Origin of the sequence: Streptacidiphilus anmyonensis, assembly GCF_000787855.1 — a bacterium.
Lineage (GTDB): Bacteria > Actinomycetota > Actinomycetes > Streptomycetales > Streptomycetaceae > Streptacidiphilus > Streptacidiphilus anmyonensis.
Genome location: NZ_BBPQ01000001.1, coordinates 441,960 through 468,454, shown reverse-complemented (window position 1 = coordinate 468,454; position 26,495 = coordinate 441,960). Strand labels below are relative to the sequence as shown.

The following is a 26,495-nucleotide window of genomic DNA, read 5'->3' as shown; positions in this document are numbered from 1 at the left end:
GCTCGCGGCGGACGGCGGGATCATGTGACGCATGTCCGTGAATCCTGTGGCCGTCAGCGTCCGGGGCGTCGTCGTACCCGACGCCGAGCTGCAGTGGCGCTTCTCCCGGTCCTCCGGACCGGGCGGCCAGCACGTCAACACCAGCGACAGCCAGGTCGAGCTGCGCTATCCGCTCGCCGCGAGTGCGGCGCTCCCGCCGGTCTGGCGCGAACGCGCGCTGGAGCGGCTGGCCGGCCGCCTCGTCGACGGCGCCGTCGTGGTCCGCGCCTCCGAGCACCGCTCCCAGTGGCGCAACCGGGAGGCGGCGGCGGTCCGCATGTCAGCGCTGCTGACGGAGGCCGTCGCCCCGCCGCCGCGCCCCCGCAGGGCGACGAAGCCCAGCCGGGGGATGGTGGAACGGCGCCTGGAGAACAAGCGCCGCATCGCCGAGCGCAAGCGCTCGCGCGGCACCGTGCGGGACTACTGAGCCCGCGCCCACCTCGGTGGCGCGGGGCTCCGCCGACGTGCCGCTCCGCCGAGCCGCGCGCGCAACGACGGTCCGCCGGCCCTCGGCCGGGAGGCGCTCCCGGGCGACCGGGCCTGCGCGTGCGGAGCTGCGGCTCCGCCGACTCGCGCGCGCAACGACGGTCCGCCGGCCCTCGGCCGGGGGGCGCTCCCGGGCGGCCGGGCCTGCGCGTGCGGAGCCTTGTGTGCGCGGGGCTCTACCTGCCTGGAATGCGGGTGCCTTCCGGCCGAAGGCCGAGGATGTCGTGCCCGCGCGGAGTCGCCGATCGGTACAGCGTCGCGCCCCCCAAGGTGGTGCGACTAAGCCAAGTGCCGGTACTGGCCCCGGAAGTACATGAGCGGGCCGCCGGTCGGAGCGCCGACGCGGGCTTCGAGGACGTGGCCGAGGACGAGGATGTGGTCGCCGGCGGGTATGCGGTCGACGGTGCGGCACTCGACGGTGGCCAGCGCGCCGGTGACCAGCGGAGCGCCGCTCGCCGCGCCGCGGCTGTGCGGGACGTCGGCGAAGAGCAGGCGGTCGCTGACGCGGCCCTTCATCGCGAACCGCGCAGCGGTCGTGCGCTGGTCGGCGGAGAGGATCGACACCGCCCAGCGGTCGACGTGGGAGAGGGTCTCCTCCATGCGGGAGTCCTCACGGACGGAGACCAGCACCATCGGGGGTTCGAGGGAGACCGAGAGGAACGCCGTCGCGGTCATGCCGACGTCCTCGCCGCGCGGGCCCTCCTCGGGGTCGTGGGCGGTCACCAGGACGACGCCGGAGGCCAGCTGGCCCAGGGCGGCCCGGAACTCCTCCGGGGAGGCCTCAGGGCCGTCCAGCGCGTTCGCGGGGACGGAGGTGGTGGCGGTGGCTGCGGCGTCGTACACGTAGGGCACGCTATCTGCGGTCGCCCCCGGCCCGCATCGGACCTTGGGCTTAGGACGGGCGTCTGATTGCTCACGTTGCGGATGGGCGGTGGAGCGAACTCCGGTTCGATCAAGGATTACACACGTCAGACGTGTGAGTTGAGTCACAAGTGGCATCGATTTGCTGACCCAGAGTGTCTATTGGTGTGCACCCTGTGATTCAGTTTGTCTGGCAGTCCGACCATGTGCGCGCGCAGTACGGTCGGACGCAGTCGAGGGAGGGAGGCAAGGCGATGGAAACCGAGCCGGAGCCCTACGTCCGTCTCGCGACCCTGCGCACCCTCCACCGCGTCATCGCTGACCTGAACGCCGCCCGCAGCCTCGCCGGGACGCTGCAGGCCGTGGTCGAGGGTGCGGTGACGGGCCTCGGCTTCAACAGCGCCGTGGTCAACATGGTCCGGCCGGACGGGGATCTGGTCGTCGCCGCCGTCTGGGAGCTCGGCGTCGAGGGTGAGGCCGACGAGGGCATCAACAGCCTTCTCGGGCAGATCGGTTCGCGCGAGTCCTGGAACCGCCTGCTCAACGCCGGGGACAGCTGGGGGAGTCTGGTCTTCGTGCCGCACGACCGCGGTTGGGCCCGGCCGGTGGACATACCCGTCTGGGGCGGCGGCCAGGCCTTCGTGCCCGCGGGCGCCTGGCACCCGGACGACATGCTGCTCGCCCCGATGTACAGCTTCGGCGGCGAGCTCCTCGGCGTGCTCTCCGTGGACCGGCCGCGCAACGGCCGCCGGCCCGGGCCGTGGACCCGTGAGGCGCTGGAGATGTTCTCGCAGCAGGCCGGCATCGCCATCGGCAACGCGCGGCTGCGCGCCGAGATGCAGCGCGCCCTGGTCCGGCTGGAGCGCGAGCAGCAGGCGCTCGGCGCCAGCGAGGAGAGCTACCGGCAGGCCTTCGAGTTCGCGCCGACCGGCATGGCCATCACCGAACTGCACGGGGAGTCCCGTGGGCAGCTGACACGGGTCAACGACGCGCTGTGCCGGCTCCTCGGCCGTTCGAGATCCTCCCTGCACCGGCAGTCCTTCGCCGAGCTCGTCCACCCCGAGGACGCGGGTCAGCTCCGCGGCATCGCCACCGAGAACGGCCGGGCCGAGGTCCGGCTCGCCCGCCGCGACGGCGGCTGGCTCTGGGTCAACCTGCGCAACTCGGTGATCTCCGACGCGGTCGAGGGCGCGGTCTACCTGCTGACGCACGTCGAGGACATCGAGGACCGCAAGCGCCACGAGCTCCAGCTGGCCCACCGGGCCAGCCACGACGCGCTGACCGGCCTGCCCAACGCCGCCGAGCTCAAGGCCAGGCTGCGAATGCGGCTGTGCGACCACCCGGGTTCGCTCCCGGCCGTCGCGCAGCGCCCCGGAGGCCTCGGCGCGTTCGGCGGCTACGACCCGTACGACCCCCACGACCGGTACGACTCGTACGACCCGTACGAGACCTCCGGCGCCGTGGCCGAGCCGAGCTGGCCGGAGGGCCACGGCGGTTTCGCCGACCACGGCGGGCTGGGCTCCGGCGGGCTCGGCGAGGTGCTGGGCGGCGGCCAGGCGGTCGACCCGGGCCGTGGACACGCCTACGGCCACCCGGCCGTCGCCGACGGCGGCTACGACCACGTCCACGCCGTCCCGCCCGACGAGGGCGGCGGCGCGCCGCAGGGCGCACCGCAGGGCGGGCGGGCGCTGGCGGTGCTCTTCTGCGACCTCAACGGCTTCAAGGGCATCAACGACCGCCACGGCCACGCCGCGGGCGACGCGACGCTGATCGAGGTGGCCCAGCGCCTCCAGAACGCGGTGCGCGAGGGCGACACGGTGGCCCGCATGGGCGGCGACGAGTTCGTCGTCCTGGCCGACGGCGTCGACCGCGCCCGCGCCAAGGATCTCGCCGACCGGCTCCGCACCGCGATAGCCCCGCCGATCCGCTGGGAGAACCGCACCCTGCGGGTCGGCATGAGCATCGGCATCGGCTGGGCGGGTTGCGGCATGAGCATCGACGAGGTGCTGCACAGCGCCGACGAGCTCATGTACGCCGAGAAGCGCGCCCGCGCGAACGGGGGCCGCTCCCACCGCCGCGCGGGTTGATTCCCGGCCGGAACCGCCCGGCGGCCTGCGCCGTCCCAACTGTGGCCGGTAGCCTGCACACGCTAGTGGAACCGCGCCCTCCTGTGCTCCGTCCTTACCGTCGTGTCACCCGGTCGGGGTAGTCTGCGGTGGATACGCGTGCCTGTGGTGCGGTACTCCGGGCGCGGGGGCCGACCATGCCATGCACGTATATCCACAGATCACGACTCGGGAGTAGAGGACTCGATGACAGCCGAGAACAACGGCGTGCCCGAGGACGACGACCCGTTCGCGTACCTGTACCGGGCCGAGAACGGCGAGGAAGGCGGAGCGGCGCCCACGCAGCCGATGCCCGGCGTTCCGCGTACCTCGTACCAGCAGGCCACCCAGGTCGGCCGGGTCCAGTACGGCCAGTCCGGTTACAGCGGCCAGCAGCAGAGCGCCTACGGCCAGCAGCAGCCGGGCTACGGCCAGCAGCAGGGTTACGGCCAGCAGGCGCCCGGGTACTCCGGCGTTCCGCACCAGGCTCAGCCGCCGGCCGGCGGCGGTCGCGCGGCGACGCGTGCGTCGGGCGGCTCCGGCGGCAGCTCGCGCGGCGTGATGATCGGCGCGGTGGCGGTTGTGGCCGCGGTCGCGATCGGCATCGGCATGGCGCTGTTCAACGGCGGCGGCAAGGGCGACAACGCGTCCGGCAGCACCACGTCCGCCAGCGCGGCGGCCACGGGCAGCTCCTCCGCCTCGGCGTCCGCGTCCGCCTCGGGCACGCTCCCGGGCGCCACCGACGCGGCGACGATGACGCTTCAGGGCACCGCGGCCGTGACCACCCCCGCCGGTGCGAAGGCGGCGGGCGGCTCCTCCGTGCCGATCACCAACGGGCAGCAGAGCGTCACCTGGACCGTCAACGTCCCGACGGCCGGCCAGTACTACGTCTGGATCCGGTACAACAACCCCGGCGCGAACGCGACGGACGTGCTGCTCGTCAACGGCCAGAAGAGCCGGGACGCCGACTTCCAGAACTACACCCCTGGGGCCAAGGACCCGTCCCAGACGTGGTTCCGCACCTACAACCAGCCGAACCTCCCGGCCGGGCAGGTCAAGATCACGATTCAGGGCGTGGACGGGCAGCCGCCGGTGAACATCGACCAGCTCGCCATCACCGCGCAGCATGTCAGCCCCTGGTCCTGACAGTCCTGACAGCGGCTTAGACCGAGCCGGACGGCCCGCACCCCCTCGGGGAGTGCGGGCCGTCCGTCGTTTCCGAACGTCAGTTGGCCACCGGCACGCGGTCCTTGAGCTGGTCCGCGCCGACCGCCCAGCGGCCCGCGCGCATCACGGCGACCACGTCGAACTGCGCGTCCAGGACCACCAGGTCCGCCCGCTTGCCGACCTCCAGCGAGCCGACCTTGTCGTCGAGGCCGAGCCGCCGTGCCGGGTTGAGTGAGAGCATCCGGCTGACCGTGTCCATCGCCAGGCCGTTGACCGTCACCGCCCGCCGGAAGGCGACGTCCAACGTCAGCGTGGAGCCCGCGATCGAGCCGCCGTCGGCGAGGCGGGCGACGCCGTCGCGGACCTTCACCGCCATCGGGCCGAGCATGTAGTCGCCGTCGCCGAAGCCGGCCGCGTCCATCGCGTCGGTCACCAGGGCGACGCGCTCCGCGCCCGCGCCGCGGAAGGCGAGGTCGACCACGGCCGGGTGCAGGTGCACGCCGTCGCCGATCAGCTCGACGGTGACCCGCTCGTCCTCCAGCAGCGCCGCGACCGGGCCGGGGGCCCGGTGGGCGAGGCCCGGCATCGCGTTGAACAGGTGCGTGGCCACGGTCGCGCCCGCGTCGATGCCGGCCAGCGTCTTGTCGTAGGACGCGTCGGTGTGGCCGATGGCGGCGATGACGCCGCGCTCGGTGAGCAGCCGGATCGACGCGATGCCGCCCTCCAGTTCGGGCGCGAGGGTGACCATCCGGGCCGCGCCGCGCGAGGCGTCGATCAGCTTGCGGACCACTGCCGGGTCCGGGTCGCGCAGCAGGTCGGGCTCGTGGGCGCCGCAGCGGTTGATGCTGATGAACGGGCCCTCGAAGTGGATCCCCGCGAGCACCCCGTCCTCCACCAACTCGCTGAGCAGGGACGCCTGTCGGCACAGGTCGTCGATCTCGCCGGTGACGGTGGAGGCGACGGTGGTGGTGGTGCCGTGCGCGAGGTGGGTGTTCGCGGCCTTGAGGACCTGCTCGGCGGTGCCGGAGTGGTAGGACTCGCCGCCGCCGCCGTGGACGTGCATGTCCACGAAGCCGGGGACCACGGTGTATCCGGTGAGGTCAAGGGCGGGTGCCGCGCCGTCCGGAGGGCTGACCGGTGCCGCGATCTCGGTGATCAGGCCGTTCTCCACGGCGATCTTGCCGTTCTCGACGACGCCGGTGGGCAGGACGAGCCTGGCCCCGGCCAGCACAGTGCGATCCGCGTTGCTCACGCGGTCACCTCCAGTGAGAGCAGGTCCCAGGCGAGGAGTCCCGCGCCCAGGCAAGCGGCGGTGTCTTTGAGCATCGCCGGTACGAGTGCGGGGGGCGCCTGGAAGGACAGGCGTTCGGTCACCGCCGCACGCAGGGGTGTGAAGAGGGTGTCCCCGGCCTCGGCCAGGCCGCCGCCGATGATGACGGTGCCGGTGTCGAGCAGGGTGTGCGCCGTCACCAGACCGTCGGCGAGCGCGGCGACGGCCTCGGTCCACACCGCGACGGCGCGCGGGTCGCCCGCGGCGACGGCTTCGGCGCAGTCGGCGGCCGTGGCGTCCGGGTCGCCGGAGGCGTCGGCGAAGGCGCGGCCGACGGCGGACGCGGAGGCGATGGTCTCCAGGCAGCCGCGCGATCCGCAGCCGCAGGCGGGCCCGCCGGGGCGGACCACGACGTGGCCGATCTCGCCGCCGTTGCCGTGGAAGCCGGCCTCGATCCGCCCGTCGATCCCGATGCCGCCGGCGATGCCGGTGCCGAGGGCGACGAAGAGGAAGCGGGAGACCCCGCGCCCCGCGCCGAGCCGGCCCTCGGCCAGCGCCCCGGTGCGCACGTCGTGTCCGAGCGCGACGGGTACGCCCAGCCGCTCGCCGAGCAGTGTGCGCATGGGCACGTCGCGCCAGCCGAGGTTGGCGGAGAAGAGGGCGACGCCCTCGGCCTCGTCGATGGTGCCGGGCACCACGACGCCGGCCGCGCGCGCGGTCTCCCCGAAACGCCGCCGGCCCTCGTCGCGCAGTTCGGCGGCGAAGTCCGTGATTCCGGCGACCACGGCGGAGGGACCGTGCTCGCGCCCGGTGGGGCGGCGGTCCTCGTACAGGAGCGTGCCGTCGGGGGCGACCAGCGCGGCCTTCATGCCGGTCCCGCCGACATCGAGAGCGATGACGTGCTTCACGACGCAGCAGTCTCCCTCGTCAGAGCCGCAGAGGTCTAGTCCAGTTTGCAGATTGGTCTGGTCCATGACCAGACCTAGTCCCATTGACGGCGCACTATGTCACAGAGTACCCGATTTGCTCCCCATGATTACGGAGAGTATTCGAAGTCGATCGACGCTCTGACCTGCACGCATGCGGTGGACTGGACCTTGGTGGTCTAGACCAAGTAGAAGCCCAGGTGATGGCGGTTTCGTTTAGGCAAGGGGGTTCGGGAAAACAATTCGAGGAAGTCGACTCCTGGTCACTGAGGGAAACCTGACGTGACGTCAATGCGATACGATCCGCGCAGTTTGGAGCCGAGTGTCCGCTTTGTCGTTGCGCAGGATGCAACGACAACCAGCTTTTCGGTAAATGGTGTAGACCTCTTGAGCGGGAGCTGGCCAGACTGACCGTCACACCGGGACGGCGGGTCCTCTCGGCCGGCCGGCGGTGCCCCCACCTCCGCCGACCGCCTCCTCCGTCCTCCACACATTGCGAAGGCGGTAGGTTTTCTTGAAGCGTCGTGTGCTCGCCCTCACAGCCATCGGTGTCGCCGGAGTCATGTCGCTGACGGCGTGCGGCAGCAGCAGCTCGTCCTCCTCCGGGTCCTCCGGCGGCAACGTCACCATCAAGCTGCTGGCGGCCGACTACGGCACCGCCGGCACCTCGAACAGCACCCAGGCCTACTGGCAGGGTCTCGCGGACACCTTCCACAAGAGCCACCCGAACATCACCGTGCAGGTGCAGACCATCGCCTGGACCAACTGGGCCCAGGTCGCGACGATGATCCAGGACAAGCAGTACCCGGACATCCTCGAGGGCGACGCGCCGCAGCAGTTCGCCGCCGACGGCCTGCTGTACAAGCTGACCGACATCATGTCGGCCAGCACCGTCAGCAACCTGATCCCGGTCTTCGCGAAGCAGGAGGACGGCACCGACGGCGTCGCCTACGGCGCCCCGTTCACCACGAGCGCCCGCGGCCTGTTCTACAACAAGAAGCTGTTCGCGGCCGCCAAGATCGCCAGCCCGCCGCAGACCTGGGCCGACATCCAGAACGACGCCGCCAAGATCAAGGCGCTGGGCGGCGGCGACATCGGCTACGGCCTGCCGCTCGGCCCCGAGGAGGCCCAGGGCGAGTCCTACCTGTGGATGCTCGGCAACGGCGGCGGCTACGTCGACTCCACCGGCAAGTACGCGATCAACCAGGCCGCCAACGTGCAGACCTTCCAGTTCCTGAACACGCTGGTCAAGGCCGGCGGCACCGAGCCCGGCCCGGCGAGCACCAACCGCCAGCAGATGTGGGACGCCTTCGCGGCCGGCCAGGTCGGCATGGTCGGCGGCTCCGGCGCGCTGATCCCGGACATCGTCAAGAACGGCAAGCTGACCACCTCCGACTACGGCGTGGTCCCGATGCCGGGCAAGAGCGCCCCGCTCACCCAGACCCTGGGCGTCCACGACGACGTCGTCGGCTTCAAGCAGGGCGGCCACGCGGACCAGATCAAGCAGTTCCTGGACTTCGTCTACTCCGACCAGAACCAGATCTCCTTCGACCAGGAGTACGACCTGCTGCCCGCCACCACCTCGGCCTCCGCGGCGCTCTCCGCCAAGGACCCGGTCGCGGCCGGCTTCCTGAAGAACGTGCCGAACTCCGTGGTCTACCCGTCGAACACCAACTGGAACACCGTGCTGGCCAAGCTCAAGCAGACCCTGGGCACCGCCGCGTCCGACAACGCGTCCTCGGTCCTGAACAGCCTGCAGAACTTCGCCACCAGCAACCAGTAACCCGCAATCCGCACTGCCGGCGGCCGGCCGGCGGGACTCACCCGCCGGCCGGTCTCTCGGCGCGTTCGCGATGGAGCAGACCATGACGCAATCGACCCAGGCCGGCGTGCTGGAGCCGGCGCCCGGGAGCGACGGCACCCCACGCCCGGCCGCCAGGCGCGTCGGCGGCGGCCGCCGCGTGCTACGCGCGCTCGCGCCCCTTCCGTGGATCACGCCCGCCACCGCCCTGATCCTCTTCGTGGTGATCTGGCCGGTGGTCTCGATGTTCTTGACCTCACGTCAGCACTTCGACTCCATGGGCTTCGACCAGGGCAGCGCGGGGTGGAGCAACTTCACCAAGCTGTTCGACGAGCCGGACCTGCCCGGCGTGCTCGTGCGCACCGTCATCTGGGTGGTCGCCGTGGTCGGCCTCACCATCCTGATCTCGCTGGGCGTGGCCCAGATGTTCAACAAGCAGTTCCCGGGCCGCAAGGTCGCCCGCTGGGCGCTGATCGCGCCGTGGGCCGCCTCGGTCGTGATGACCTCCATCGTCTTCAAGTGGATGCTCAACCCCAGCAACGGCACGATCCTGGTGCTGATGCACGACCTGGGCTTCATGAAGGACTACAACAGCGTCAACTGGCTCTCCCAGCAGACGCCGGCCTTCATCTGGGAGATCGTCGTCGCGATCTTCGTCTCGGTGCCGTTCACCACCTACGCGCTGCTGGCCGGCCTCCAGGCCGTCCCGGAGGACGTCTACGAGGCGTGCCGCCTGGACGGCGCCGGCGCGGTGCGCACCTACTGGTCGATCACGCTGCCGCTGCTGCGTCCGGCCCTGCTCGTGGCGGCGCTGATCAACATCATGAACGTCTTCAACTCGTTCCCGATCATCTACGAGATGACGGGCGGCGGTCCGGGCAACCAGACCTCCACCACGACGCTGTTCATGTACAACACCCAGCAGACCAGCATCGGCGAGGCAGCGGCGATGTCCGTGGTCAACTTCGGCTTCATCATCGTGGTCGTCCTGTTCTTCCTGCGGGCGTCCCGGTGGAACACCGCGGAGGACTGAGATGACCACTGTGACCGCGCGCCCGACCCCGGCCGCCGCCTCCGCCCTGAAGGCCCCCGCGCCACGCAGGCTGCCCCGCCCACGCACGGTGGCGCTCGCCGGCGGTGCCTACCTGATCGGGCTGATCTTCCTCCTCCCGTACCTGGAGATGGTGATCACCGCCCTCCGGCCGGGCAACGAGCTCCACGACCGCGACCTCTTCCCGAGCCACCCGACCCTGGCCAGCTTCACCGACATCTGGTCCACGGGCCTGGGCACCAACCTCGGCACCAGCCTCGAGATCGCCTTCGGCTCCACGGCGCTGGTCCTGCTGGTCGCGATCCCGGCGGCCTACTACACCGCGCGCCGCAACTTCCGCGGCAAGGGCCTGTTCCTGCTGCTGGTGCTGATCACCCAGATGTTCCAGCCGACCGCGATGATCGTCGGCATCTACCAGCAGTTCCTCCAGTTCAACCTGATCGACTCCGTCTGGTCGCTGATCCTGGTCAACGCCGGCTTCAACATGGCCTTCGCGGTGTGGATCCTGAACGCCTACTTCTCCGCGATCCCCAAGGAGATCGAGGAGGCGGCGATCGTCGACGGCTGCAGCCGCGTCGGCGCGATGTTCCGCGTCATCCTGCCGCTGGCCGCCCCGGGCATCGTCACCGCGCTGATCTTCACCTTCATCGCGGCCTGGAACGAGTTCATCGTCGCCCTGACCCTGACCACCCAGAGCGGCCCGCGCACGCTCACGGTCAAGATCTCCAACTTCGTCGGCGAGTACGCCACGGACTGGCAGCACCTCTTCGCCGCGTCCGTCATCGCCACGATCCCGGTGATCATCCTCTTCGCTCTGATCGAGGGCAAGGTCGCCTCCGGTCTGACGGCGGGGTCGGTGAAGTAGCGTCCGTTCCGGCGCGAAAAGGGCGGCCACCTCCCCTCGGGGGTGGCCGCCCTTGCTGCGTTGCTACGGCAGGGTGATGTGGTACGCCTTGCGGAGCGTCTCGTGGACGGTCCAGGTGGTCTCGTCGCCCTCGCGCAGCACGCAGGCGTCGCCCGGGCCGACGTCGAAGGTGGGGCCGTCGGCCACCGCGATGGTGGCGCGGCCGGAGACGACGACGAAGAGCTCGTTGGCCTCGGTGTCGGTGACCACGCCCGGGGTGATCTGCCAGATGCCGCGGATCTGCCTGCCGTCCTCCGACTCCCACAGGACCTTGCCGGAGACCTCCGGCGTGCCGGAGACGATCTGGCTCGGGTCGAGCGGGTCGGGCTCGAGCTCGGCGTCGGGGATGTGCACGGCGAAACTGGTCATGGCTCCGACGGTAGTGCGTGCGCGTCACCGGTGGGGGTGACAGATTGCGTCAGAGGCAGGCGGCAGAATGACAAGTCGTATGGTCGGGTGAGCCCCCCGGAAGCGTGGCGGAAGGAGCGACGGTGGAGGAGCTGACGCAGCGCGACCGCGCCGTGCTCGCCTTCGAGGCGCGGACGTGGCGGGCGCGCGGCGCCAAGGACGCGGCGATCCGCGAGGAGCTCGGCCTCTCGCCCACCCGCTACGCCCAACTCCTCAACGCCCTGCTCGACCGCGAGGCCGCGCTCGCCTTCGACCCGGTGCTGGTCAACCGGCTGCGCCGGATCAGGGACGAGAAGCGAGCGCGGCGCTGAGCGCCTCCAGCAGCGCGACCACCCCGGCCGGCCCCGAGAGCACGAGGTCGGCCCGTTCGGCGAGCGCCGCCAGCGGCGGCTCGCCCGTCGTCGGCGCGCTGTAGCCGAGCACGCCGGGACGGCCGACGGCTCGCCCGTCGTCGACGGCGTCGTACGCGGCCACGTCGCCCAGGTCGTCGCCGACGTACAGGACGGCCCGCGCCTTGCGCTCGTCGAGGAAGGCCATCAGCGCGGCGCCCTTGTCCACCCCCGGGGGACGCAGCTCCAGCACCATCCGGCCCGGCTCGACGGCGAGCCCGTGCTTCGCCGCGAGCGCGCGCAGTGGCGCGTCGAGGGCGGCGAGCGATCCGTCCGGATCCTCGGCGCGCCGGGTGTGGACGGCGATGGCGCGGCCCTTGTCCTCGATCCAGGCGCCGTCCGGGGCGCCCACCCGCTTCAGTTCGCGCGGAAGTTCCGCGCGCAGCGCGGCGACGCCGGGGTGGTCCGCCGGGGCGCGCACCTCACCGGTCTGCGCGTCCCAGCGCTCCGCGCCGTAGTGCCCGAGGATCGTCAGGTGCTCCAGCCCCGGCGCACCCGCGAACCCGCCGTACTCGACGGCGAGCCCCGCCGGTCGCCCCGTCACCACGACCACCGCGTCGAGCAGCGGCGCGAGCTGCTGCAGCGCGGGCACCACCCCGGGGTGCGCCCGCGCGGAGTCCGGGTCGGGGACGATCGGCGCCAGCACGCCGTCGAAGTCCAGGGCGACGACCGCCCGCCCCGGCTCGGCGGCCAGCGCCGCCAGCCCGGCGGCCCCCGCCTCGGTGCGCGACGTCGGCAGACCGTCGGGGGTCCGCGCCCTCGCCTGGCCGGTCGCACGGTCGTTCGTCCGGTCGGGGATGCCTTCGGCACTGCCTTCGGGGATGCCCATGGCTACGACCATATCCGGGCCCGCCGCACCTCCGCTCACGACCGCCCGGCCTCACCGCACGCGTGTTCCGCCAGCGCGTCGGCGCGGGGCAGCCCCATCCGGCGGTAGGCGTCGAGGGCGGCCCGGTGCGCGGCCACCGCGCCGGCATCGTCGCCGAGGGCGTGCCGGGCGTTCCCGAGCAGTTCCTGGCTGCGGGCCGTCTCCACCGGATCGCCGCAGGAGCGGGCCAGCGCCAGCGCCTCCTCGTGCAGCGCCGGCGCGGACTGCGGGTCGCCCAGCGAACACCGGGTCTCCCCGAGGTTGTTGAGCGCCTCGGCGAGGTTGAGCTGCTCGTCCGACGTCCGGAACAGCGCCAGCGCCTCCTCGTGGAACGGCAGGGCCTCGGCGGGCCTGCCCTCGGTCCGGAGCACGGTGCCGAGGTTGCCGAGCGCGATCCCCTCGCTGGCCAGGTCGTCGAGCTCCCGGCCGAGCACGAGCGCGGCCTCGAAGTGCGCTCGCGCCCCGGCGTGGTCGCCCATCTCCAGGAGGACCAGGCCCAGGTTGTCGGTGCTGATGGCCTCGCCGACCCGGTCGTTGGCCTCCCGGTCCAGGAGCAGCGCCCGGCGGTGGTGGTCGAGCGCCTCGTCGAGGCGCCCGAGCAGGCGCAGGACGACCCCGAGGTTGTCGTGGCAGATGCTCTGTCCGGCCGCGTTGTTCAGACGGAGGTCCAGCTCGAGCGCGCCCCGCAGATGGTCCAGGGCCGTCGCGAAGTTTCCGAGCCGCCGGTGGATCAGCCCCAGGTTGTTCGCCGCGATCGCGGCGGTCGCGTCGTCCCCGACAGCACGGCTCAGACCCAGTGCCTCGTCGAAGTAGCCCAGCGCGGCGGCGAGATCGCCGGTCCGTCCGCTGACCGCGCCGAGGTTGGTGAGGGTGGAGGCCATCTGCGAGCCGTGGTCGCCGGGAGCCGAGCGCAGCACCTCAAGGGAGCGGGTCAGATGATCCAGAGCCGGAGCATAGCTCCGCAGTTGAAGGTACGTCAGGGCCAGGTGCCGCAGGGCCGTGGCTTCGGCGCCGGGGTTGCCGAGCGACTCGGCGAGACGCAGCGCCTGTTCGTGCAGCGCCAGCCCCTCGGCCCCGTGGGCGCCCCGCTCCAGATACCGGGCCAGCACCGCGGAGAGGTCGATGACGTGCTGCGGGAGGCCGTGTTCCACGGTGACCTGCTGGGTGGAGAGGGCGACGAGGTTGGCCCGTTCCAGGTCCAGCCAGCCGAGCGCCGTCTCGCGGTCGGGAAAGCCGGGGTGCTCGGCCGGGGGCACCTTGATGTCCGGGCGGCGGTAGCGCTCGTGCGGGTAGAGCGCGTCCATGGCCAGGGAGGACCGGCAGAGGTAGTGGTCCAGCACGCGCCGCAACGCGTCCGTCCGCCGGTCCTGCGGCAGCCGCGCCGCGTGCGCGGCGCTGTGGACGCGCAGCAGGTCGTGGAAGGTGTAGCGGCCGACCTGGCGCTGCTCCAGCAGGTTCGCGTCGAGCAACTCCTCCAGGCAGTCCTCGGTCGGCCCCGCCGACCGGTCGAGCAGGGCGGACGCCGCGGCGACGCCGATGTCCGCGCCGGGGTGCACGCCCAGCAGCGAGAACGCCTCGCGCTCGGTGGGTTCGAGATGGTCGTACGAGGCCTGGAACGCGGCCGACACGTCCAGATGGCCGCTGGCGAGCTCGTCCAGTCGGCTCCGCTCGGCGCGGAGCCGCTCGGCCAGCACCGCCACGGTCCAGGCCGATCGGTGCCGCAGCCGCGCGGCGGCGATCCGCACCGCGAGGGGCAGCCGGCCGCACAGGTCGACGACCTCGGCCACGGCCTGCGGCTCGGCGTCCGCGCGCGGTCCGACGATCCGCCGGAACAGGGCCGTCGCATCCGGCGCCGGGAACGGGGCGAGGGAGAGTGAGACGGCTCCTTCGAGACCCGGCAGGCGGCGTCGGCTGGTCACCAGCACCAGATGCCCCGCGGTGCCCGGGAGCAGGGGGCGGACCTGCTCGGCGTCGGCCGCGTTGTCCAGCAGCAACAGCGCCCGCCGGTCCGCGAGTTCGGCCCGCCAGCGGGCTGCCCGCTCCTCCAGGCCCGACGGTACCGCCGCCGCGTCGCAGCCGTCGGCCCGCAGCAGCGTGTCCAGGGCGGCGAGCGGCCGGACGGCTTCCTGGCCGGGCGTGTGCGCACGCAGGTCCAGATAGAACTGGCCGTCAGGGAACCGGTCCGCGAGGCGGTGCGCGATGTGGAGGGCGAGCGCGGTCTTACCCACGCCGGCCATGCCGTCGACCGCGACCACCACCGGCGCCTGGCCCGCCGCGTCGAGCGCCGCGCGCAGGATCGCGGCGCTCTCCTCCTCCCGCGCGGTGAAGTCCGCGGGCGCGGGCGGCAGGTACCGGCGTCCCGGCTGCCGGGGCGCTTCGACGGCATCCGCGGAGGAGCTCGCGCCGGCGCCTTCGCCGGGGCTCGGGCTCGGGGTCACGGTCGGGCTCGCGGTCGGGCTCGCGGTCGGGCTCGGGTCCGCGGTCGAGGTCGAGGTCGAGGACGTGGACGAGGGGGAAGGCGCGGTCGCGGCGGGGGCCGAGGCCGTGGTCACGACTCCGACGCCGCCCGAGGCGGCGGGACGGCCCGCCGCCAGCGCACGCGACTCGTCGCGCGCCTGCGCGATCCGCTGCCAGCGCGCCCGCCATCCCGCCGCCTCGGGCGGCGTCGCGCCGCACGCGCGGACCAGGGCGAGGCACACCTCGAGCCGTGGCAGCTCCCGGCGGTTCGGGTTGAGCGCGTCGGACAAGGTGCTGCGCGCGACGCCGCTGCGCCGTTGCAGCTCCTGCAGGGAGGGCTGGCCCGCCGTCACCTTCAGTGCCCGCAGGTCGCGGACGTAGTCGGCCACGGTGTCGGCCGAGCCGTCCGCGTCAAGGCGCGGCTGTTCCCCCGTCATGTCGTCCCCCCTGTGTGATCGGCCGCCCCGACCGGGGGCAACCGGATCCGTCCGGACTTGACCGGGATCATTGTTGCGCATGGGTCAACGTCGGCAGACTCGTTCCCGGACAGACCATCTGAACCCGCCCTGGCGCGCCCGGCACTGACGGGAACCGGCCGGGCGGTCGGCCGCTTTCGGGGGGATCCGGCCGAGACGGAGGCGCTCCGGCCCTGCGGGGGAGCCGGGGCGCCTCCGTCATGTCGCGTGCAGGGAGCGTGTGCGGGGAGTGAGCGCACGGATGGACATCCCGACACATGCTGTATGCGGAGCATAAGAGTTCCGCTCCTAGGCGGTAACCGTGGTGTCACGGCGGCTGGCTGAGTACCCCTTTCTTCGCTACGTTCGCGACAAAAGGGGGGACAGGTCATGGAATGGATCGTTCCGGGGTATCGGCATACCCGGGAACTGGGTTCGGGCGCGAGCGGACGGGTCGTGCTCGCGCTGCACGAGGGGACCGGCACGGCCGTCGCGATCAAGTACCTCGCCGACGAGGTCCGGGCCGATCCGGACTTCCTGGGCGAGTTCCGCGAGGAGGCCCGGCTGCTGGGCGACCTCGACAGCCCGCACGTGGTCCGGCTCTACGAGTACGTCGAGGGCCCGGCGGGCGCGGCGATCGTCATGGAGCTCGTCGACGGCATCGCCCTGCGGGCGCTGCTGAAGCAGGCCGGGGCCACCGGCCCGGAGGCTGCGCTGGTCGTGCTCAAGGGCTCGCTGCTCGGTCTTGCCGCGGCCCACGCGCTGGGCGTGGTCCACCGCGACTACAAGCCGGAGAACGTCCTGGTCGCGGCCGACGGCTCGTCGAAGCTCGTCGACTTCGGCATCGCGGTGAAGTCCGGCGACGAGGGCGGCATCGCCGGTACCCCGCCGTACATGGCCCCCGAGCAGTGGACGGGCGACCCGGCCTCGCCCGCGGCGGACGTCTACGCGGCGACGGCGACCTTCTTCGAGTGCCTGACGGGCTCGCGCCCGTACCCCGGCGTCACCTTCGCCGAGCTCGTCGTCCAGCACACGACCGCGCCCATCCCCGACGAGCTCGCTCCGGAGGCGGTCCGCCCGCTGATCCGGCGCGGCCTGGCCAAGCACGCGACGGAACGCCCGGAGAGCGCGGCCGCGTTCGTCGCCGAGCTGGAAGCGGTCGCGGGCGCGGCGTACGGCCCGCAGTGGGAGGAGCGCGGTCGCAAGCGCCTCGCCGCGATGGCGGCGCTGCTGCCGCTGCTGTTCCCCTCGGCGGGCGGCGGAGCGGCGACCAGCGGCACGACGGCCCTGGCGAGCACCGTGCTCCGCAGCGGCCGGCCGATCGTCCGCCGGTTGCCCCGCAAGATCGCCGTCGGCGCGGGCGCAGGCGTCGTCCTCGTCGGCGTCCTGGGCGGCGTCGCCCTGGCCGGCGCGAACGGCAACCTCCCGCACGTCACCGGCGGCCCGACCCCGGTCGCGGTCACCTCGATCACCCCGACGGGCGCGGTCTCGGTCCCGGCCAGCCCGTCCGCGTCCCCCTCCGGCTCGCCGTCGGCCTCCGCGAGCGCGAGCCCGAGCGCGAGCTCCTCCCCGAGCCCGGGCGCGAGCCCGTCGTCGTCCCCGACCCAGCCCGCGCCGCCGAGCTCGTCGCCGACCAAGGCATCGCCGACGGCCACGCCCTCGGCTCCGCCGACCACGCCGAAGCCCCCGCCGCCGCTTCAGGTGTCCAGGCTGTCGGACGTGTGGGGCTACAACGGCGCCACGCTGGCCCAGGTCATCTACGGCTACGCGACGACCAACACCACCGGGTCGTTCACGATGACGGCGACCTGGTTCTACTACACGGCCTCGGGAGGCAAGGAGGTCTTCTCCCAGTCGACGACGCCGTTGTCCGGGAAGACCGACTACAGCCGGGTGCCCTTCGACTCGGGGACGCCCCCGGAGGGCAACTGCCTCACCTACGGCGTCACCCTGACGACGAATCCGGCGGCGGCGAACGGCTCCGTCACCGAGACCTGGAAGGGAACGTGCATCGGATGAGCACCAACGGCGAGCCCCAGGACGCCGTGCCCGCCGACGGCGGCACGATGCACCTGCGCATGCCTCCGGAGGACACTCCGCCCGCGCCGCAGGACGCGGTGCCGGAGGAGCCTCCCGGCACGGTGCGGCTGGGGCGCGCGGCCGGGGCGGCCCGGTCGGCCGATCCGGATGCCGTGCCCACGGTGAGGTTCCCGGCCGAGCCGGAGGCGATGCCCACGGTGCGGCTGCCCGCGCAGCCGGACGCGGTGGCCACCGTCAGGCTGCCCTCCGGGCCGCAGAGGGTGCCCACGGTCAGGCAGCCCGACGAGCCGGAGGCGGTGCCGACGGTGCGGCTGCCCGCCGGGTCCGCGCCCGTTCCGACGCCCACGGTGCAGCTCCCGGTCGAGCCGCAGGTCGCAGGCGCAGCTGCCGCGCCCGCGCCGACGTTGCAGGTGCCGGTCGCCCCGCAGACCGCAACCGCCGCCGCGCCTGTTCCCGCGCCGACGCTGCACATGTCCGTCGGCCCCGCCCTGGCGGCGGCGCCCGCGTCCGCGCCCGCGCTTGCGCCCGCGCCGATCCCCGCGCCGGCGCCCGTCCCCGCGGTGGAGACCGCCGCGGCCGGGGCCGCGTCCGGGGCCGCGCCGGATCCGGCGGGGTTGATCAGGTTCGGGCCCGGCGTGCCGGATCCCAAGACCGCGCGGACGATCGCCATGTGGAAGGGCGAGGTCGCTCCCGAGCCGCAGGCCGAGGAGGGGAGGAAGCGGCGCGGGTGGCTGTTCTGGGTGCCGGTGCTGCTGGTGTTCCTCGCCCTGCTCGGCTGGTGGCTCGACGGCGTGCTCGCGCCGCCGCAGCTGAAGCTCACCGGTGCGTCCGTGCAGGTCGCCCCGGCGGCCGTGGGCTGCGGCGGGAAGGCCACCCTCACCGCGACCGTCGCCACCGACGGCCGCGCCGGGACCTTCCACTACCGCTGGACCCGCAACGACGGGACGGACAGCGGGCTGCTCACCGAGACGGTCGCCGCCGGGACCCGGCAGGTCAGCCTCCCGCTGATCTGGACGCTCTCCGGCCCCGGCACCTTCGACGGGAAGGCCACCCTGCAGATCCAGGACCACCCCGCCCTCACCCGGACGGGGACCTTCACCTACTCCTGCGCCGGCTGACCGCCCGTCAGGGCGTCCAGCTGCTGCATGAACCAGGCCGTCGGCGGAAGCGCCGTGCTCGCCTCCGCCAGGCGCTTGCTGCGGCCGGAGCGCTCGTCCTCCGGCATGGTGAGCGCCGCGTGCAGCGCCTCCGCCGTCTGGATCACGTCGTAGGGGTTGACCGTCAGCGCGTCGTCGCCCAGCTCCGCGTGCGCTCCCGCCTCGCGGGAGAGCACGAGGGCGACGCCCGCGTCGGAGACGACCGGGATCTCCTTCGCGACCAGGTTCATGCCGTCGCGGATGGGGTTGACCAGCGCCACGTCGGCCAGTCGGTAGGCCGCCAGCGAGCGCGGGAAGTCGTCGTTGACGTGCAGCATGACGGGCTGCCAACTCGGGGTGCCGAACTCGTCGTTGATCTCCTGTGCGGTGCGCAGCACGGCCGCGGTGTACTCGCGGTACTCCGGCAGGTCGTGCCGTGACGGGTAGGCGAAGGCGATGTGCACGACCCGGTCCAGCCACTCGCCGCGGGTGCGCAGCAGGTGCTGGTACGCCTGGAGTCCGCGCACGATGTTCTTGCTGAGCTCGGTGCGGTCCACCCGGACGATCGTGCGGCGGTCGCCCACGGCCTCGCGCAGCGCTGCCAACCGCGCGTCCACGTCCGAGCGGTGGGCCCGCTCGCGCAGGAACTCCGCGTCCGCGCCCAGACCGTGGACGCCGAGCCGGGTGGCGCGGCCGGAATGGGTGACCACCAGGTCCTCGGAGACGGCGGCGCCGAGCACCTCGCGGCAGCAGTCCGCGAAGGCCCGGGCCCAGCGCTCCGTCAGGAAGCCGGCGTGGTCCGCGCCGAGGATGCCCTCCAGCACCTGCGGGGCGATGTCGTCCGGGAGCAGCCGGTAGTAGTCCGGCGGGGCCCACGGGGTGTGCGAGAAGTGCGCGATCTTGACGTCCGGGCGCAGTTCGCGCAGCAGCCGCGGTGTCAGTGACAGGTGGTAGTCCTGGACGAGTACCGCCGCACCGGGCTCGGCGCAGGCCGCCAGCGCCTCGGCGAAGGAGCGGTTGTACGCCTCGTAGGAGGCCCACTCGCGGCGGAACTGCGCGCCGAAGACGGGCTTGGTCGGCGTGTCGTACAGGAGGTGGTGGACGAACCAGAGCGTCGAGTTGGCAATGCCGTTGTACGCACGGGCGAAGGTGCCCGCGTCGATGTCGAGCATGCGGACGTCGGGCTCGGTCAGGCCCTGACGGGCGGCCGCTCGGTCGGCGTCGGAGAGGGCCGCGCAGACCCAGACGCTGCGCTGCTCGGTGCCGATCGCGGAGAGGCCGGACACCAGCCCGCCACCGCCCCGGCGTGGCGTCAGCGTGCCGTCGTCCTCGAACGCGAACGAGACGGGGCCGCGGTTGGACGCGAGGACGATGGGGGCGGTGGTCGAAGCCATATCAGTCACCCTTGCCTCTCAGGGATGCGGGCAAACCTCCCGCTGCACGGACCCCGACCGTGCGCGGTACTCGGGTACGGACGCCATCGGCGGGCGTTCCACCGTGGTGACCTCGGTGCTCTGCGGGGTGAAGCCGGCGGCCGTGCGGGTGAACTGCACGAGCTCGGGGCGCACCGTGTCCTCGGGCGTCTTCAGCCGCTCCAGCGCGGTGCGGTAGATGGTGGCCGCCATCCGGCCCAGCGCCTGCGCGTCCTGGTGGCGGTGGTGCCGCACGCCCACGTCGACCTGGGCCAGCGCGTCGAGCCCGACCAGCCCGAGGGCGTCGACGAGCAGGCCGAGCTCGACGCCGTAGCCGGTCGGGAAGGGCAGCCGCTCCAGCAGCGAGCGCCGCGCCGCGTACTCGCCGCCGAGCGGCTGGACGAAGCCGGCCAGCAGCGGCCAGTGCAGGTTGAGCAGCGGGCGGGCGACGAGCTCGGTGACCCGGCCGCCGCCGGCGGGTATGGAGCCGGTCTCGGTGTCGAAGGGCCGGTCGTACATGGCCTTGACGAAGGCCACGTCCGGGTCGGTCAGCAGCGGTCCGACGATGCCCGAGACGAAGGCGGAGTCGAAGGCCCGCAGGTCGGAGTCGATGAAGCAGACGACGTCGCCGGTGGTGGCCAGCAGCGAACGCCACAGCACCTCGCCCTTGCCGGGCTCGACGGGCAGCTGCGGCAGGATCTGGTCGCGGTGCACCACCCGCGCGCCCGCGGCAGCGGCCTCGTGCGCGGTGCGGTCGACCGAGCCGGAGTCGACCACGACGAGCTCGTCCACCAGCGGCGCCGCCTCGACCAGGTCGCGGCGGATGGTGGCGACGATCTCGCCGACCGTCTCCTCCTCGTCGAGCGCGGGCAGCACCACGCTGACCGTCAGGCCGCTGCGGCGCTTGGCCTCCAGCAGCTCGGGCAGGGGCCGGTCGGCCGCGCTGAAGGATCTGCGGCGCAGCCAGTCCTCGACCTGGTCCAGCACGGGGCTCCCTCGGGTCCGTCTCGGATGCTGTTCGGTTCTCTGTCGTGTGTTCGCCGTGCGCTGGGCCGGTCGCCCACGGTCACCGTCTCGCGTCTCGGACGGCAGTCGGCGCGCGGTGGGGCTTCGGTTACAGTCTTGAGGACGAGGTGCGGTCATCGCACATTGGGGTCCACCTCCGACAAATGCGACGCGCTCTTTCGGCGCGACGCCATAGCGCTCATCCAGAGGGACTGAGGGAACGGCCCGTTGACGTCCCGGCAACCCCCCTGCCACGCGGCGCGGCGTCCGAAGACCCGCGGCCCGGCCGGGAAGGTGCCAATTCCGGCCCGTGGCGAGACGCGCCCCGGGGAAGATGAGGAGAGAGGTTCTCGCCATCATGGCTCCTGTCAGCCAGTCCGTCGCACCCGACGCCTTCGGCCCCGCCGTCGCCCTGTCCTGTCGCGAGTGCGGAGCACGCACCCCCCTCGCCCCGAACTTCGCCTGCGCCGAGTGCTTCGGCCCGCTGGAGGTCGCCTACGAGCTCCCGGCCGGCGACCCGGAGGGTCTGCGCAAGCAGATCGAGAACGGCCCGAACAACATCTGGCGCTACGCGCCGCTGCTGCCGGTCTCCCCGGACGTGGCCGAGCGTCCGAGCCTGAACCCGGGCCTCACTAAGCTGGTCAAGGCGGACAACCTCGCCCGCGAGCTCGGCGTCACCGGCTCGCTGTACGTCAAGGACGACTCCGGCAACCCGACCCACTCCTTCAAGGACCGGGTCGTGGCCATCGCCGTCGAGGCCGCCCGCACCTTCGGCTTCACCACGCTCTCCTGCTCCTCCACGGGCAACCTGGCCGGCGCCGTCACGGCCGCCGCCGCCCGCACCGGCCTGCGCGCGTGCGTCTTCATCCCGCACGACCTGGAGGCCGGCAAGGTCGTCATGGCCGCGATCTACGGCGGCGACGTCGTCGGCATCGAGGGCAACTACGACGACGTGAACCGCTTCTGCTCCGAGCTGATCGGCGACCCGTCCGGCGAGGGCTGGGGCTTCGTCAACGTCAACCTGCGCCCCTACTACGGCGAGGGCTCCAAGACGCTGGCCTACGAGATCTGCGAGCAGCTCGGCTGGCGGCTCCCGGACCAGCTGGTGATCCCGATCGCGTCCGGCTCCCAGCTGACGAAGATCGACAAGGGTCTCAAGGAGCTGATCGCGCTCGGCCTGGTCGAGGACAAGCCCTACCGGATCTTCGGCGCCCAGGCCGAGGGCTGCTCCCCGGTCTCCGCCGCCTACAAGGCCGGTCATGACGTGGTCCGGCCGCAGAAGCCGAACACCATCGCCAAGTCGCTGGCCATCGGCAACCCCGCCGACGGCGTCTACGTGCTCGACATCGTCCGCCGCACCGGCGGCGCGGTCGAGGACGTCACCGACGAGCAGGTCGTCGACGCGATCCGGCTCCTGGCCCGCACCGAGGGCATCTTCGCCGAGACGGCGGGTGGCGTGACCGTCGGCGTGCTGCGCAAGCTGATCGAGAGCGGTCAACTGGACCCGGCCGCCGAGACCGTCGTCCTCAACACCGGCGACGGCCTGAAGACCCTGGAGGCCGTGGCGGACGCCGCCCGCCCGACCGCCGTCATCCGCCCCACCCTTGACTCGTTCCGAGAGGCAGGCCTCGCATGAGCGTCAACGTCCGCATCCCCACCATCCTGCGCACCTACACGGGCGGGAGCGCCGAGGTGAGCGCCGAGGGCGCGACCCTGGCCGAGGTGATCAAGGATCTGGAGTCGAACCACGCGGGCATCTCCGCCCGCCTGCTGGACGACAACGGCAAGCTGCGCCGCTTCGTCAACATCTACGTCAACGAGGACGACGTGCGTTTCGCCGAGGGTCTGGAGACGGCCACGCCGGACGGCGCCGGCGTCTCGATCATCCCGGCGGTCGCGGGCGGCTGCTGAGGGTTACCGATCGGTCAGGCGTGTTCTTTTTCGCTCGGCGAGTTGTCGGGAATCGCCCGATATGACCGGCCCGAATCGCTCCAATTCGAGGCCGCGCGCCGCTTATGTCTCATTACTCCCCGTGAGATTCGACCCCCGAATGCTCTGTTGCTGAGGGCATCGGAGTGGATACATTCAGCGTCGGTCGAGCAGCGGCACTGCACCCCGCAGAGGCGCAAGCCCGGCCCGGTCCGCGGTGTGCGGACCGTGAAAGGGCCAGTAATAGGGGAGTTTGGAATGGCTCAGGGCACCGTCAAGTGGTTCAACGCGGAGAAGGGGTACGGCTTCATCGCGGTCGACGGTGGTGCGGACGTGTTCGTCCACTACAGCGCGATCCAGATGGACGGGTACCGGTCGCTCGAAGAGGGCCAGCGGGTGGAGTTCGAGATCTCGCAGGGCCAGAAGGGCCCGCAGGCCGACATGGTCAAGGTCATCGGCTGAAGCGCCACCACCGCTGACTCGGCAGCGATCGCTGACTGAATCAGGACCCGCAGAGCTCGTTCCAGACGAAACGATGCATCCACGCAGGTCTTTCGAAGGACCCTTGCCCCCGCAGCGGGCAGGGGTCCTTCGTCTTGCCCGGTTGTGGTGACCTGCTTGCACTCGAGGGGGTCGAGTGCTAATCATTGGCGTTAGCACTCTGAGGTAGAGAGTGACAACGGGCCGGGTCGGTGAGGCCCCGGGCGAGGCGGGACGGAACCGCCGAAGGCCGGAGCCGTCCGTCGCGGGCGCAGGCGCGGTCCGAAGCAGCCAGTCTGTCCAGGAGGACCGCTTCCATGGCCAAGATCATTGCGTTCGACGAAGAGGCCCGTCGCGGCCTCGAGCGCGGTATGAACCAGCTCGCCGACGCCGTCAAGGTCACGCTGGGCCCCAAGGGCCGCAACGTCGTTCTGGAGAAGAAGTGGGGCGCCCCCACGATCACCAACGACGGTGTCTCCATCGCCAAGGAGATCGAGCTCGAGGACCCGTACGAGAAGATCGGCGCCGAGCTCGTCAAGGAGGTCGCCAAGAAGACCGACGACGTCGCGGGTGACGGCACCACCACCGCCACCGTGCTGGCCCAGGCGCTCGTCCGCGAGGGTCTGCGCAACGTCGCCGCCGGCGCCAACCCGATGGCCCTCAAGCGCGGCATCGAGAAGGCCGTCGAGGCCGTCTCCGCCCAGCTGCTCGAGCAGGCCAAGGACGTGGAGACCAAGGAGCAGATCGCCTCCACCGCCTCCATCTCCGCCGCCGACACCCAGATCGGCGAGCTCATCGCCGAGGCGATGGACAAGGTCGGCAAGGAAGGCGTCATCACCGTCGAGGAGTCCCAGACCTTCGGTCTGGAGCTGGAGCTCACCGAGGGTATGCGCTTCGACAAGGGCTTCATCTCGGCGTACTTCGCCACCGACCTGGAGCGCATGGAGACGGTCTTCGAGGACCCCTACATCCTCATCGCCAACTCCAAGATCGGCTCGATCAAGGACCTGCTCCCGCTGCTCGAGAAGGTCATGCAGTCCGGCAAGCCGCTGCTGATCATCGCCGAGGACGTCGAGGGCGAGGCGCTCTCCACCCTGGTCGTCAACAAGATCCGCGGCACCTTCAAGTCCGTCGCCGTCAAGGCCCCGGGCTTCGGTGACCGTCGCAAGGCCATGCTCGGCGACATCGCCATCCTCACCGGTGGCCAGGTCATCTCCGAGGAGGTCGGCCTCAAGCTGGAGAACGCCGGTCTGGAGCTCCTGGGCCGCGCCCGCAAGGTCGTCGTCACCAAGGACGAGACCACCATCGTGGACGGCGCCGGCGAGAGCGACCAGGTCGCGGGCCGCGTGGCGCAGATCCGTGCCGAGATCGAGAACAGCGACTCGGACTACGACCGCGAGAAGCTGCAGGAGCGCCTGGCCAAGCTGGCCGGTGGCGTCGCCGTCATCAAGGCGGGCGCGGCCACCGAGGTCGAGCTCAAGGAGCGCAAGCACCGCATCGAGGACGCCGTCCGCAACGCCAAGGCCGCCGTCGAGGAGGGCATCGTCGCCGGTGGTGGCGTGGCCCTGCTCCAGGCCGGTGTCGCGTTCGAGAAGCTCGAGCTGGACGGCGACGAGGCGACCGGTGCCAACATCGTGCGCGTCGCGCTCGAGGCCCCGATCAAGCAGATCGCGACCAACGCCGGCCTCGAGGGCGGCGTCGTGGTGGAGAAGGTCCGCAACCTGCCCGCGGGTCACGGCCTGAACGCCGCGACCAACGAGTACGTCGACCTGATCGCCGTCGGCATCATCGACCCGGCCAAGGTGACGCGCTCCGCGCTGCAGAACGCGGCGTCCATCGCCGCGCTCTTCCTCACCACCGAGGCCGTCATCGCCGACAAGCCGGAGAAGGCCGCGGCCGCGCCGGCCGGCATGCCGGGCGGTGACATGGACTTCTGATCCTCGGCTTCCCGCTGACGGATCACGAGTTCCGGAGGGCGGCCATCCAATCCGTGAGGGTTGGGTGGCCGCCCTCCTGCTTTCGCTTCCGCGTGCGGTTTCACCCTCCAGGGGCGCGGGGAACTGCACGACAAGCCACCCAGGTCATTGGGATCCCGAGCGGGCAGGGTCGTCCAGCTGGGGCGGGTTTCTCGCGCGGTTCCTCGCGCCCCTGGGGTCTGCGAGAGACTGGGCGGATGGAGAACGCACTGGAGACCGCCCTGCACGGTGCGCGGAGCGCGCTGCTGCGGGATCTGACCGCGCGGGACGTCGCGGACGCCGCGATCGTCTCGGTGCTGGAGGACGCCGTCGCACAGCGGCGGTGGTGGGTCGAGCAGTGGCCGGACGGCGTGGAGTACCTGCTGGGCCTCATCGCGCAGGACGTGCAGGACGCGCTGCTGGAGGGCTGGGGCCGCTGGCCCCTCTGCCAGGACTGCGCCGCCGACGGGGATCCGCACGCCCTCGCCGTCGAGCCCGAGCTGGGGCCGGACCCGCACTGGGTCTGCGGCAAGGAGGGACGCGTCGTCGCGGCCGTCGGCGAGCTCGCACCGTGATCCTCATCGACCCCCCGACGTGGCCGGGCCACGGACGGCTCTGGTCGCACCTGGTGTCCGACGCCTCCTACGACGAGCTGCACGCGTTCGCGCGCCTGCTGGGCGTGCCCGAGCGCGGCTTCGAGCGGGACCACTACGACGTGCCGGAGCGCCTGTACGCGCAGGCGGTCGAACTCGGCGCGGTGCCCGTGCGCAGTCGGGAGATCGTCGCCCGGCTCTCGGCCGCCGGCCTGCGGCGGCCCAAGCACCGGTAGGAGGTACCGGGTAGGAGGCACCGGCAGGAGCGGTGGGCTGCTACCGCATCAGCTTCTGCGCGGTCAGCCAGCCCTGCAGCTCCTCCAACTGCACCTCGCTGAGGGCGCGGGCCGGGATGGCCCGGTTGCGGACCGTCTGGGTGCCCTCGAGCAGGAGCCAGCCGCGTCGCAGCTGCACCCGGCGGACCGCGGGCCAGCGGATCTGCGTGGACTGGAACTGGTCGCGCATGGACAGGCCGACGTCGGTGAAGCGCAGGCTGGTCGTCGAGCCCGGGCGGGGCAGGTTCCGCAGGGCGTAGCGGATCCCGTAGACGGTCCAGGCCAGGCAGAGGAGGCCGACCAGGGCGAGCGTCCCGCGCGCCGGGTGGGCCGCGCCCGGGAGCGCCGCGACCACCACCGAGGTGAGCCCCACCAGCAGCGCGGCCAGGGCGTAGACGCCCTGCTGGCGCAGCCAGTAGCGGCGTGCCTCGCCGCGCTGGTACTCGAACTCGACCTCGATATCCATGCACCCCACCCGGCGAC

General features: G+C 72.2%; 24 protein-coding genes and 1 riboswitch. Of the genes, 15 read left to right on the top strand and 9 right to left on the bottom strand.

Annotation, left to right across the window (positions count from 1 at the left end):
• Positions 1 to 31 precede the first annotated feature (31 nt).
• Complete coding sequence (gene arfB, locus TR50_RS02060; protein WP_042412940.1) at positions 32 to 466, top strand: alternative ribosome rescue aminoacyl-tRNA hydrolase ArfB; 435 nt, start codon at positions 32 to 34, stop codon at positions 464 to 466.
• A 338-nt stretch (positions 467 to 804) separates the two neighbouring features.
• On the opposite strand, the gene TR50_RS02055 is transcribed toward arfB, so the two are convergent.
• The gene (locus TR50_RS02055; protein ID WP_439654185.1) at positions 805 to 1,368 is read right to left on the bottom strand and encodes a flavin reductase family protein; all 564 of its coding nucleotides are present in this window, start codon (positions 1,366 to 1,368) and stop codon (positions 805 to 807) included.
• Positions 1,369 to 1,640: 272 nt separating this feature from the next.
• On the opposite strand from TR50_RS02055, the gene TR50_RS02050 reads away from it, so the two are divergent.
• A complete protein-coding gene (locus tag TR50_RS02050) occupies positions 1,641 to 3,473 on the top strand; it encodes a GGDEF domain-containing protein (protein WP_042412936.1) in 1,833 nt (610 codons plus the stop codon).
• Between the two features lie 225 nt (positions 3,474 to 3,698).
• Positions 3,699 to 4,637 (top strand): CBM35 domain-containing protein, encoded by a 939-nt coding sequence (locus tag TR50_RS02045; RefSeq protein ID WP_042412934.1) that lies wholly within the window; start codon positions 3,699 to 3,701, stop codon positions 4,635 to 4,637.
• Between the two features lie 79 nt (positions 4,638 to 4,716).
• Here TR50_RS02045 and nagA read toward each other — a convergent pair whose 3' ends face one another.
• Positions 4,717 to 5,910 carry an N-acetylglucosamine-6-phosphate deacetylase gene (gene nagA / locus TR50_RS02040; protein ID WP_042412932.1) on the bottom strand — a complete coding sequence of 398 codons (1,194 nt, stop codon included), beginning with the start codon at positions 5,908 to 5,910 and terminating at the stop codon, positions 4,717 to 4,719.
• Positions 5,907 to 6,836, bottom strand: a complete 930-nt coding sequence (locus tag TR50_RS02035; protein ID WP_042412931.1) for an ROK family protein — start codon at positions 6,834 to 6,836, stop codon at positions 5,907 to 5,909. Before TR50_RS02035 ends, nagA begins: the two co-directional genes overlap by 4 nt.
• Before the next feature lie 532 nt (positions 6,837 to 7,368).
• Between TR50_RS02035 and TR50_RS02030 the strand changes: the two genes are divergently transcribed.
• The 3 genes from TR50_RS02030 to TR50_RS02020 all read left to right on the top strand — a co-directional run bounded on the left by TR50_RS02030 (position 7,369) and on the right by TR50_RS02020 (position 10,571).
• Positions 7,369 to 8,637: an extracellular solute-binding protein gene (locus TR50_RS02030; RefSeq protein ID WP_201776777.1), complete on the top strand. Its 1,269-nt coding sequence runs from the start codon at positions 7,369 to 7,371 to the stop codon at positions 8,635 to 8,637.
• An 82-nt stretch (positions 8,638 to 8,719) separates the two neighbouring features.
• Positions 8,720 to 9,688 carry a carbohydrate ABC transporter permease gene (locus TR50_RS02025; RefSeq protein WP_084699639.1) on the top strand — a complete coding sequence of 323 codons (969 nt, stop codon included), beginning with the start codon at positions 8,720 to 8,722 and terminating at the stop codon, positions 9,686 to 9,688.
• A 1-nt stretch (position 9,689) separates the two neighbouring features.
• Positions 9,690 to 10,571: a carbohydrate ABC transporter permease gene (locus TR50_RS02020; RefSeq protein WP_084699638.1), complete on the top strand. Its 882-nt coding sequence runs from the start codon at positions 9,690 to 9,692 to the stop codon at positions 10,569 to 10,571.
• 63 nt (positions 10,572 to 10,634) lie between these two features.
• Here TR50_RS02020 and TR50_RS02015 read toward each other — a convergent pair whose 3' ends face one another.
• On the bottom strand, positions 10,635 to 10,979 hold the full coding sequence (locus TR50_RS02015; protein WP_042364921.1) for a cupin domain-containing protein: 345 nt from the start codon (positions 10,977 to 10,979) through the stop codon (positions 10,635 to 10,637).
• Between the two features lie 104 nt (positions 10,980 to 11,083).
• Here TR50_RS02015 and TR50_RS02010 point away from each other — a divergent pair, with 104 nt between their 5' ends.
• Positions 11,084 to 11,329 (top strand): DUF3263 domain-containing protein, encoded by a 246-nt coding sequence (locus tag TR50_RS02010; RefSeq protein ID WP_042412928.1) that lies wholly within the window; start codon positions 11,084 to 11,086, stop codon positions 11,327 to 11,329.
• On the opposite strand, the gene otsB is transcribed toward TR50_RS02010, so the two are convergent.
• Complete coding sequence (gene otsB, locus TR50_RS02005; RefSeq protein WP_084699637.1) at positions 11,301 to 12,236, bottom strand: trehalose-phosphatase; 936 nt, start codon at positions 12,234 to 12,236, stop codon at positions 11,301 to 11,303. The genes TR50_RS02010 and otsB overlap by 29 nt on opposite strands.
• Positions 12,237 to 12,271: 35 nt before the next feature.
• The gene (locus tag TR50_RS02000; RefSeq protein ID WP_052440576.1) at positions 12,272 to 15,169 is read right to left on the bottom strand and encodes an ATP-binding protein; all 2,898 of its coding nucleotides are present in this window, start codon (positions 15,167 to 15,169) and stop codon (positions 12,272 to 12,274) included.
• Positions 15,170 to 15,577: 408 nt separating this feature from the next.
• Here TR50_RS02000 and TR50_RS01995 point away from each other — a divergent pair, with 408 nt between their 5' ends.
• Together TR50_RS01995 and TR50_RS47845 are read left to right on the top strand one after the other, a co-directional pair.
• Positions 15,578 to 17,206, top strand: a complete 1,629-nt coding sequence (locus tag TR50_RS01995; RefSeq protein WP_042412926.1) for a serine/threonine-protein kinase — start codon at positions 15,578 to 15,580, stop codon at positions 17,204 to 17,206.
• Positions 17,203 to 18,345, top strand: coding sequence for a hypothetical protein (locus TR50_RS47845; RefSeq protein WP_052440574.1), 1,143 nt, complete (start codon positions 17,203 to 17,205; stop codon positions 18,343 to 18,345). The genes TR50_RS01995 and TR50_RS47845 overlap by 4 nt, the downstream gene beginning before the upstream one ends.
• Here TR50_RS47845 and TR50_RS01985 read toward each other — a convergent pair.
• Both TR50_RS01985 and TR50_RS01980 read right to left on the bottom strand, forming a co-directional pair.
• Positions 18,327 to 19,757, bottom strand: a complete 1,431-nt coding sequence (locus TR50_RS01985) for an alpha,alpha-trehalose-phosphate synthase (UDP-forming) (protein ID WP_042412924.1) — start codon at positions 19,755 to 19,757, stop codon at positions 18,327 to 18,329. The genes TR50_RS47845 and TR50_RS01985 overlap by 19 nt on opposite strands.
• Before the next feature lie 18 nt (positions 19,758 to 19,775).
• Positions 19,776 to 20,762 (bottom strand): glucosyl-3-phosphoglycerate synthase, encoded by a 987-nt coding sequence (locus TR50_RS01980; protein WP_042412922.1) that lies wholly within the window; start codon positions 20,760 to 20,762, stop codon positions 19,776 to 19,778.
• A gap of 214 nt (positions 20,763 to 20,976) precedes the next feature.
• Positions 20,977 to 21,121: riboswitch (SAM riboswitch) on the top strand.
• On the opposite strand from TR50_RS01980, the gene thrC reads away from it, so the two are divergent.
• The 6 genes from thrC (at position 21,115) to TR50_RS01950 (ending at position 25,973) form a co-directional block, all read left to right on the top strand.
• A complete protein-coding gene (gene thrC / locus TR50_RS01975; RefSeq protein ID WP_084699635.1) occupies positions 21,115 to 22,416 on the top strand; it encodes a threonine synthase in 1,302 nt (433 codons plus the stop codon). It overlaps the preceding riboswitch by 7 nt.
• Complete coding sequence (locus tag TR50_RS01970; protein ID WP_042412918.1) at positions 22,413 to 22,691, top strand: MoaD/ThiS family protein; 279 nt, start codon at positions 22,413 to 22,415, stop codon at positions 22,689 to 22,691. Before thrC ends, TR50_RS01970 begins: the two co-directional genes overlap by 4 nt.
• Before the next feature lie 276 nt (positions 22,692 to 22,967).
• Positions 22,968 to 23,171 carry a cold-shock protein gene (locus tag TR50_RS01965; protein WP_042364928.1) on the top strand — a complete coding sequence of 68 codons (204 nt, stop codon included), beginning with the start codon at positions 22,968 to 22,970 and terminating at the stop codon, positions 23,169 to 23,171.
• A gap of 335 nt (positions 23,172 to 23,506) precedes the next feature.
• A complete protein-coding gene (groL, locus tag TR50_RS01960; RefSeq protein WP_042412916.1) occupies positions 23,507 to 25,126 on the top strand; it encodes a chaperonin GroEL in 1,620 nt (539 codons plus the stop codon).
• A gap of 236 nt (positions 25,127 to 25,362) precedes the next feature.
• A complete protein-coding gene (locus TR50_RS01955) occupies positions 25,363 to 25,719 on the top strand; it encodes a DUF8819 family protein (protein ID WP_042412914.1) in 357 nt (118 codons plus the stop codon).
• Complete coding sequence (locus TR50_RS01950; RefSeq protein ID WP_042412913.1) at positions 25,716 to 25,973, top strand: DUF4031 domain-containing protein; 258 nt, start codon at positions 25,716 to 25,718, stop codon at positions 25,971 to 25,973. The genes TR50_RS01955 and TR50_RS01950 overlap by 4 nt, the downstream gene beginning before the upstream one ends.
• Positions 25,974 to 26,013: 40 nt before the next feature.
• On the opposite strand, the gene TR50_RS01945 is transcribed toward TR50_RS01950, so the two are convergent.
• The gene (locus TR50_RS01945; protein ID WP_042412911.1) at positions 26,014 to 26,478 is read right to left on the bottom strand and encodes a YcxB family protein; all 465 of its coding nucleotides are present in this window, start codon (positions 26,476 to 26,478) and stop codon (positions 26,014 to 26,016) included.
• Positions 26,479 to 26,495 lie beyond the last annotated feature (17 nt).

Bases quoted from the DNA above. Each gene is read 5' to 3' on its own strand.
- TR50_RS01970 (WP_042412918.1), top strand. From the start codon at position 22,413: ATGAGCGTCAACGTCCGCATCCCCACCATCCTGCGCACCTACACGGGC.
- TR50_RS01955 (WP_042412914.1), top strand. From the start codon at position 25,363: ATGGAGAACGCACTGGAGACCGCCCTGCACGGTGCGCGGAGCGCGCTG.
- TR50_RS01965 (WP_042364928.1), top strand. From the start codon at position 22,968: ATGGCTCAGGGCACCGTCAAGTGGTTCAACGCGGAGAAGGGGTACGGC.
- TR50_RS02020 (WP_084699638.1), top strand. From the start codon at position 9,690: ATGACCACTGTGACCGCGCGCCCGACCCCGGCCGCCGCCTCCGCCCTG.
- groL (WP_042412916.1), top strand. From the start codon at position 23,507: ATGGCCAAGATCATTGCGTTCGACGAAGAGGCCCGTCGCGGCCTCGAG.
- TR50_RS02000 (WP_052440576.1), bottom strand. From the start codon at position 15,169: ATGACGGGGGAACAGCCGCGCCTTGACGCGGACGGCTCGGCCGACACC.
- TR50_RS02015 (WP_042364921.1), bottom strand. From the start codon at position 10,979: ATGACCAGTTTCGCCGTGCACATCCCCGACGCCGAGCTCGAGCCCGAC.
- TR50_RS02050 (WP_042412936.1), top strand. From the start codon at position 1,641: ATGGAAACCGAGCCGGAGCCCTACGTCCGTCTCGCGACCCTGCGCACC.
- TR50_RS02045 (WP_042412934.1), top strand. From the start codon at position 3,699: ATGACAGCCGAGAACAACGGCGTGCCCGAGGACGACGACCCGTTCGCG.
- TR50_RS01995 (WP_042412926.1), top strand. From the start codon at position 15,578: ATGGAATGGATCGTTCCGGGGTATCGGCATACCCGGGAACTGGGTTCG.
- TR50_RS02025 (WP_084699639.1), top strand. From the start codon at position 8,720: ATGACGCAATCGACCCAGGCCGGCGTGCTGGAGCCGGCGCCCGGGAGC.
- TR50_RS01985 (WP_042412924.1), bottom strand. From the start codon at position 19,757: ATGGCTTCGACCACCGCCCCCATCGTCCTCGCGTCCAACCGCGGCCCC.
- TR50_RS01945 (WP_042412911.1), bottom strand. From the start codon at position 26,478: ATGGATATCGAGGTCGAGTTCGAGTACCAGCGCGGCGAGGCACGCCGC.
- TR50_RS47845 (WP_052440574.1), top strand. From the start codon at position 17,203: ATGAGCACCAACGGCGAGCCCCAGGACGCCGTGCCCGCCGACGGCGGC.
- arfB (WP_042412940.1), top strand. From the start codon at position 32: ATGTCCGTGAATCCTGTGGCCGTCAGCGTCCGGGGCGTCGTCGTACCC.
- thrC (WP_084699635.1), top strand. From the start codon at position 21,115: ATGAGGAGAGAGGTTCTCGCCATCATGGCTCCTGTCAGCCAGTCCGTC.
- otsB (WP_084699637.1), bottom strand. From the start codon at position 12,236: ATGGGCATCCCCGAAGGCAGTGCCGAAGGCATCCCCGACCGGACGAAC.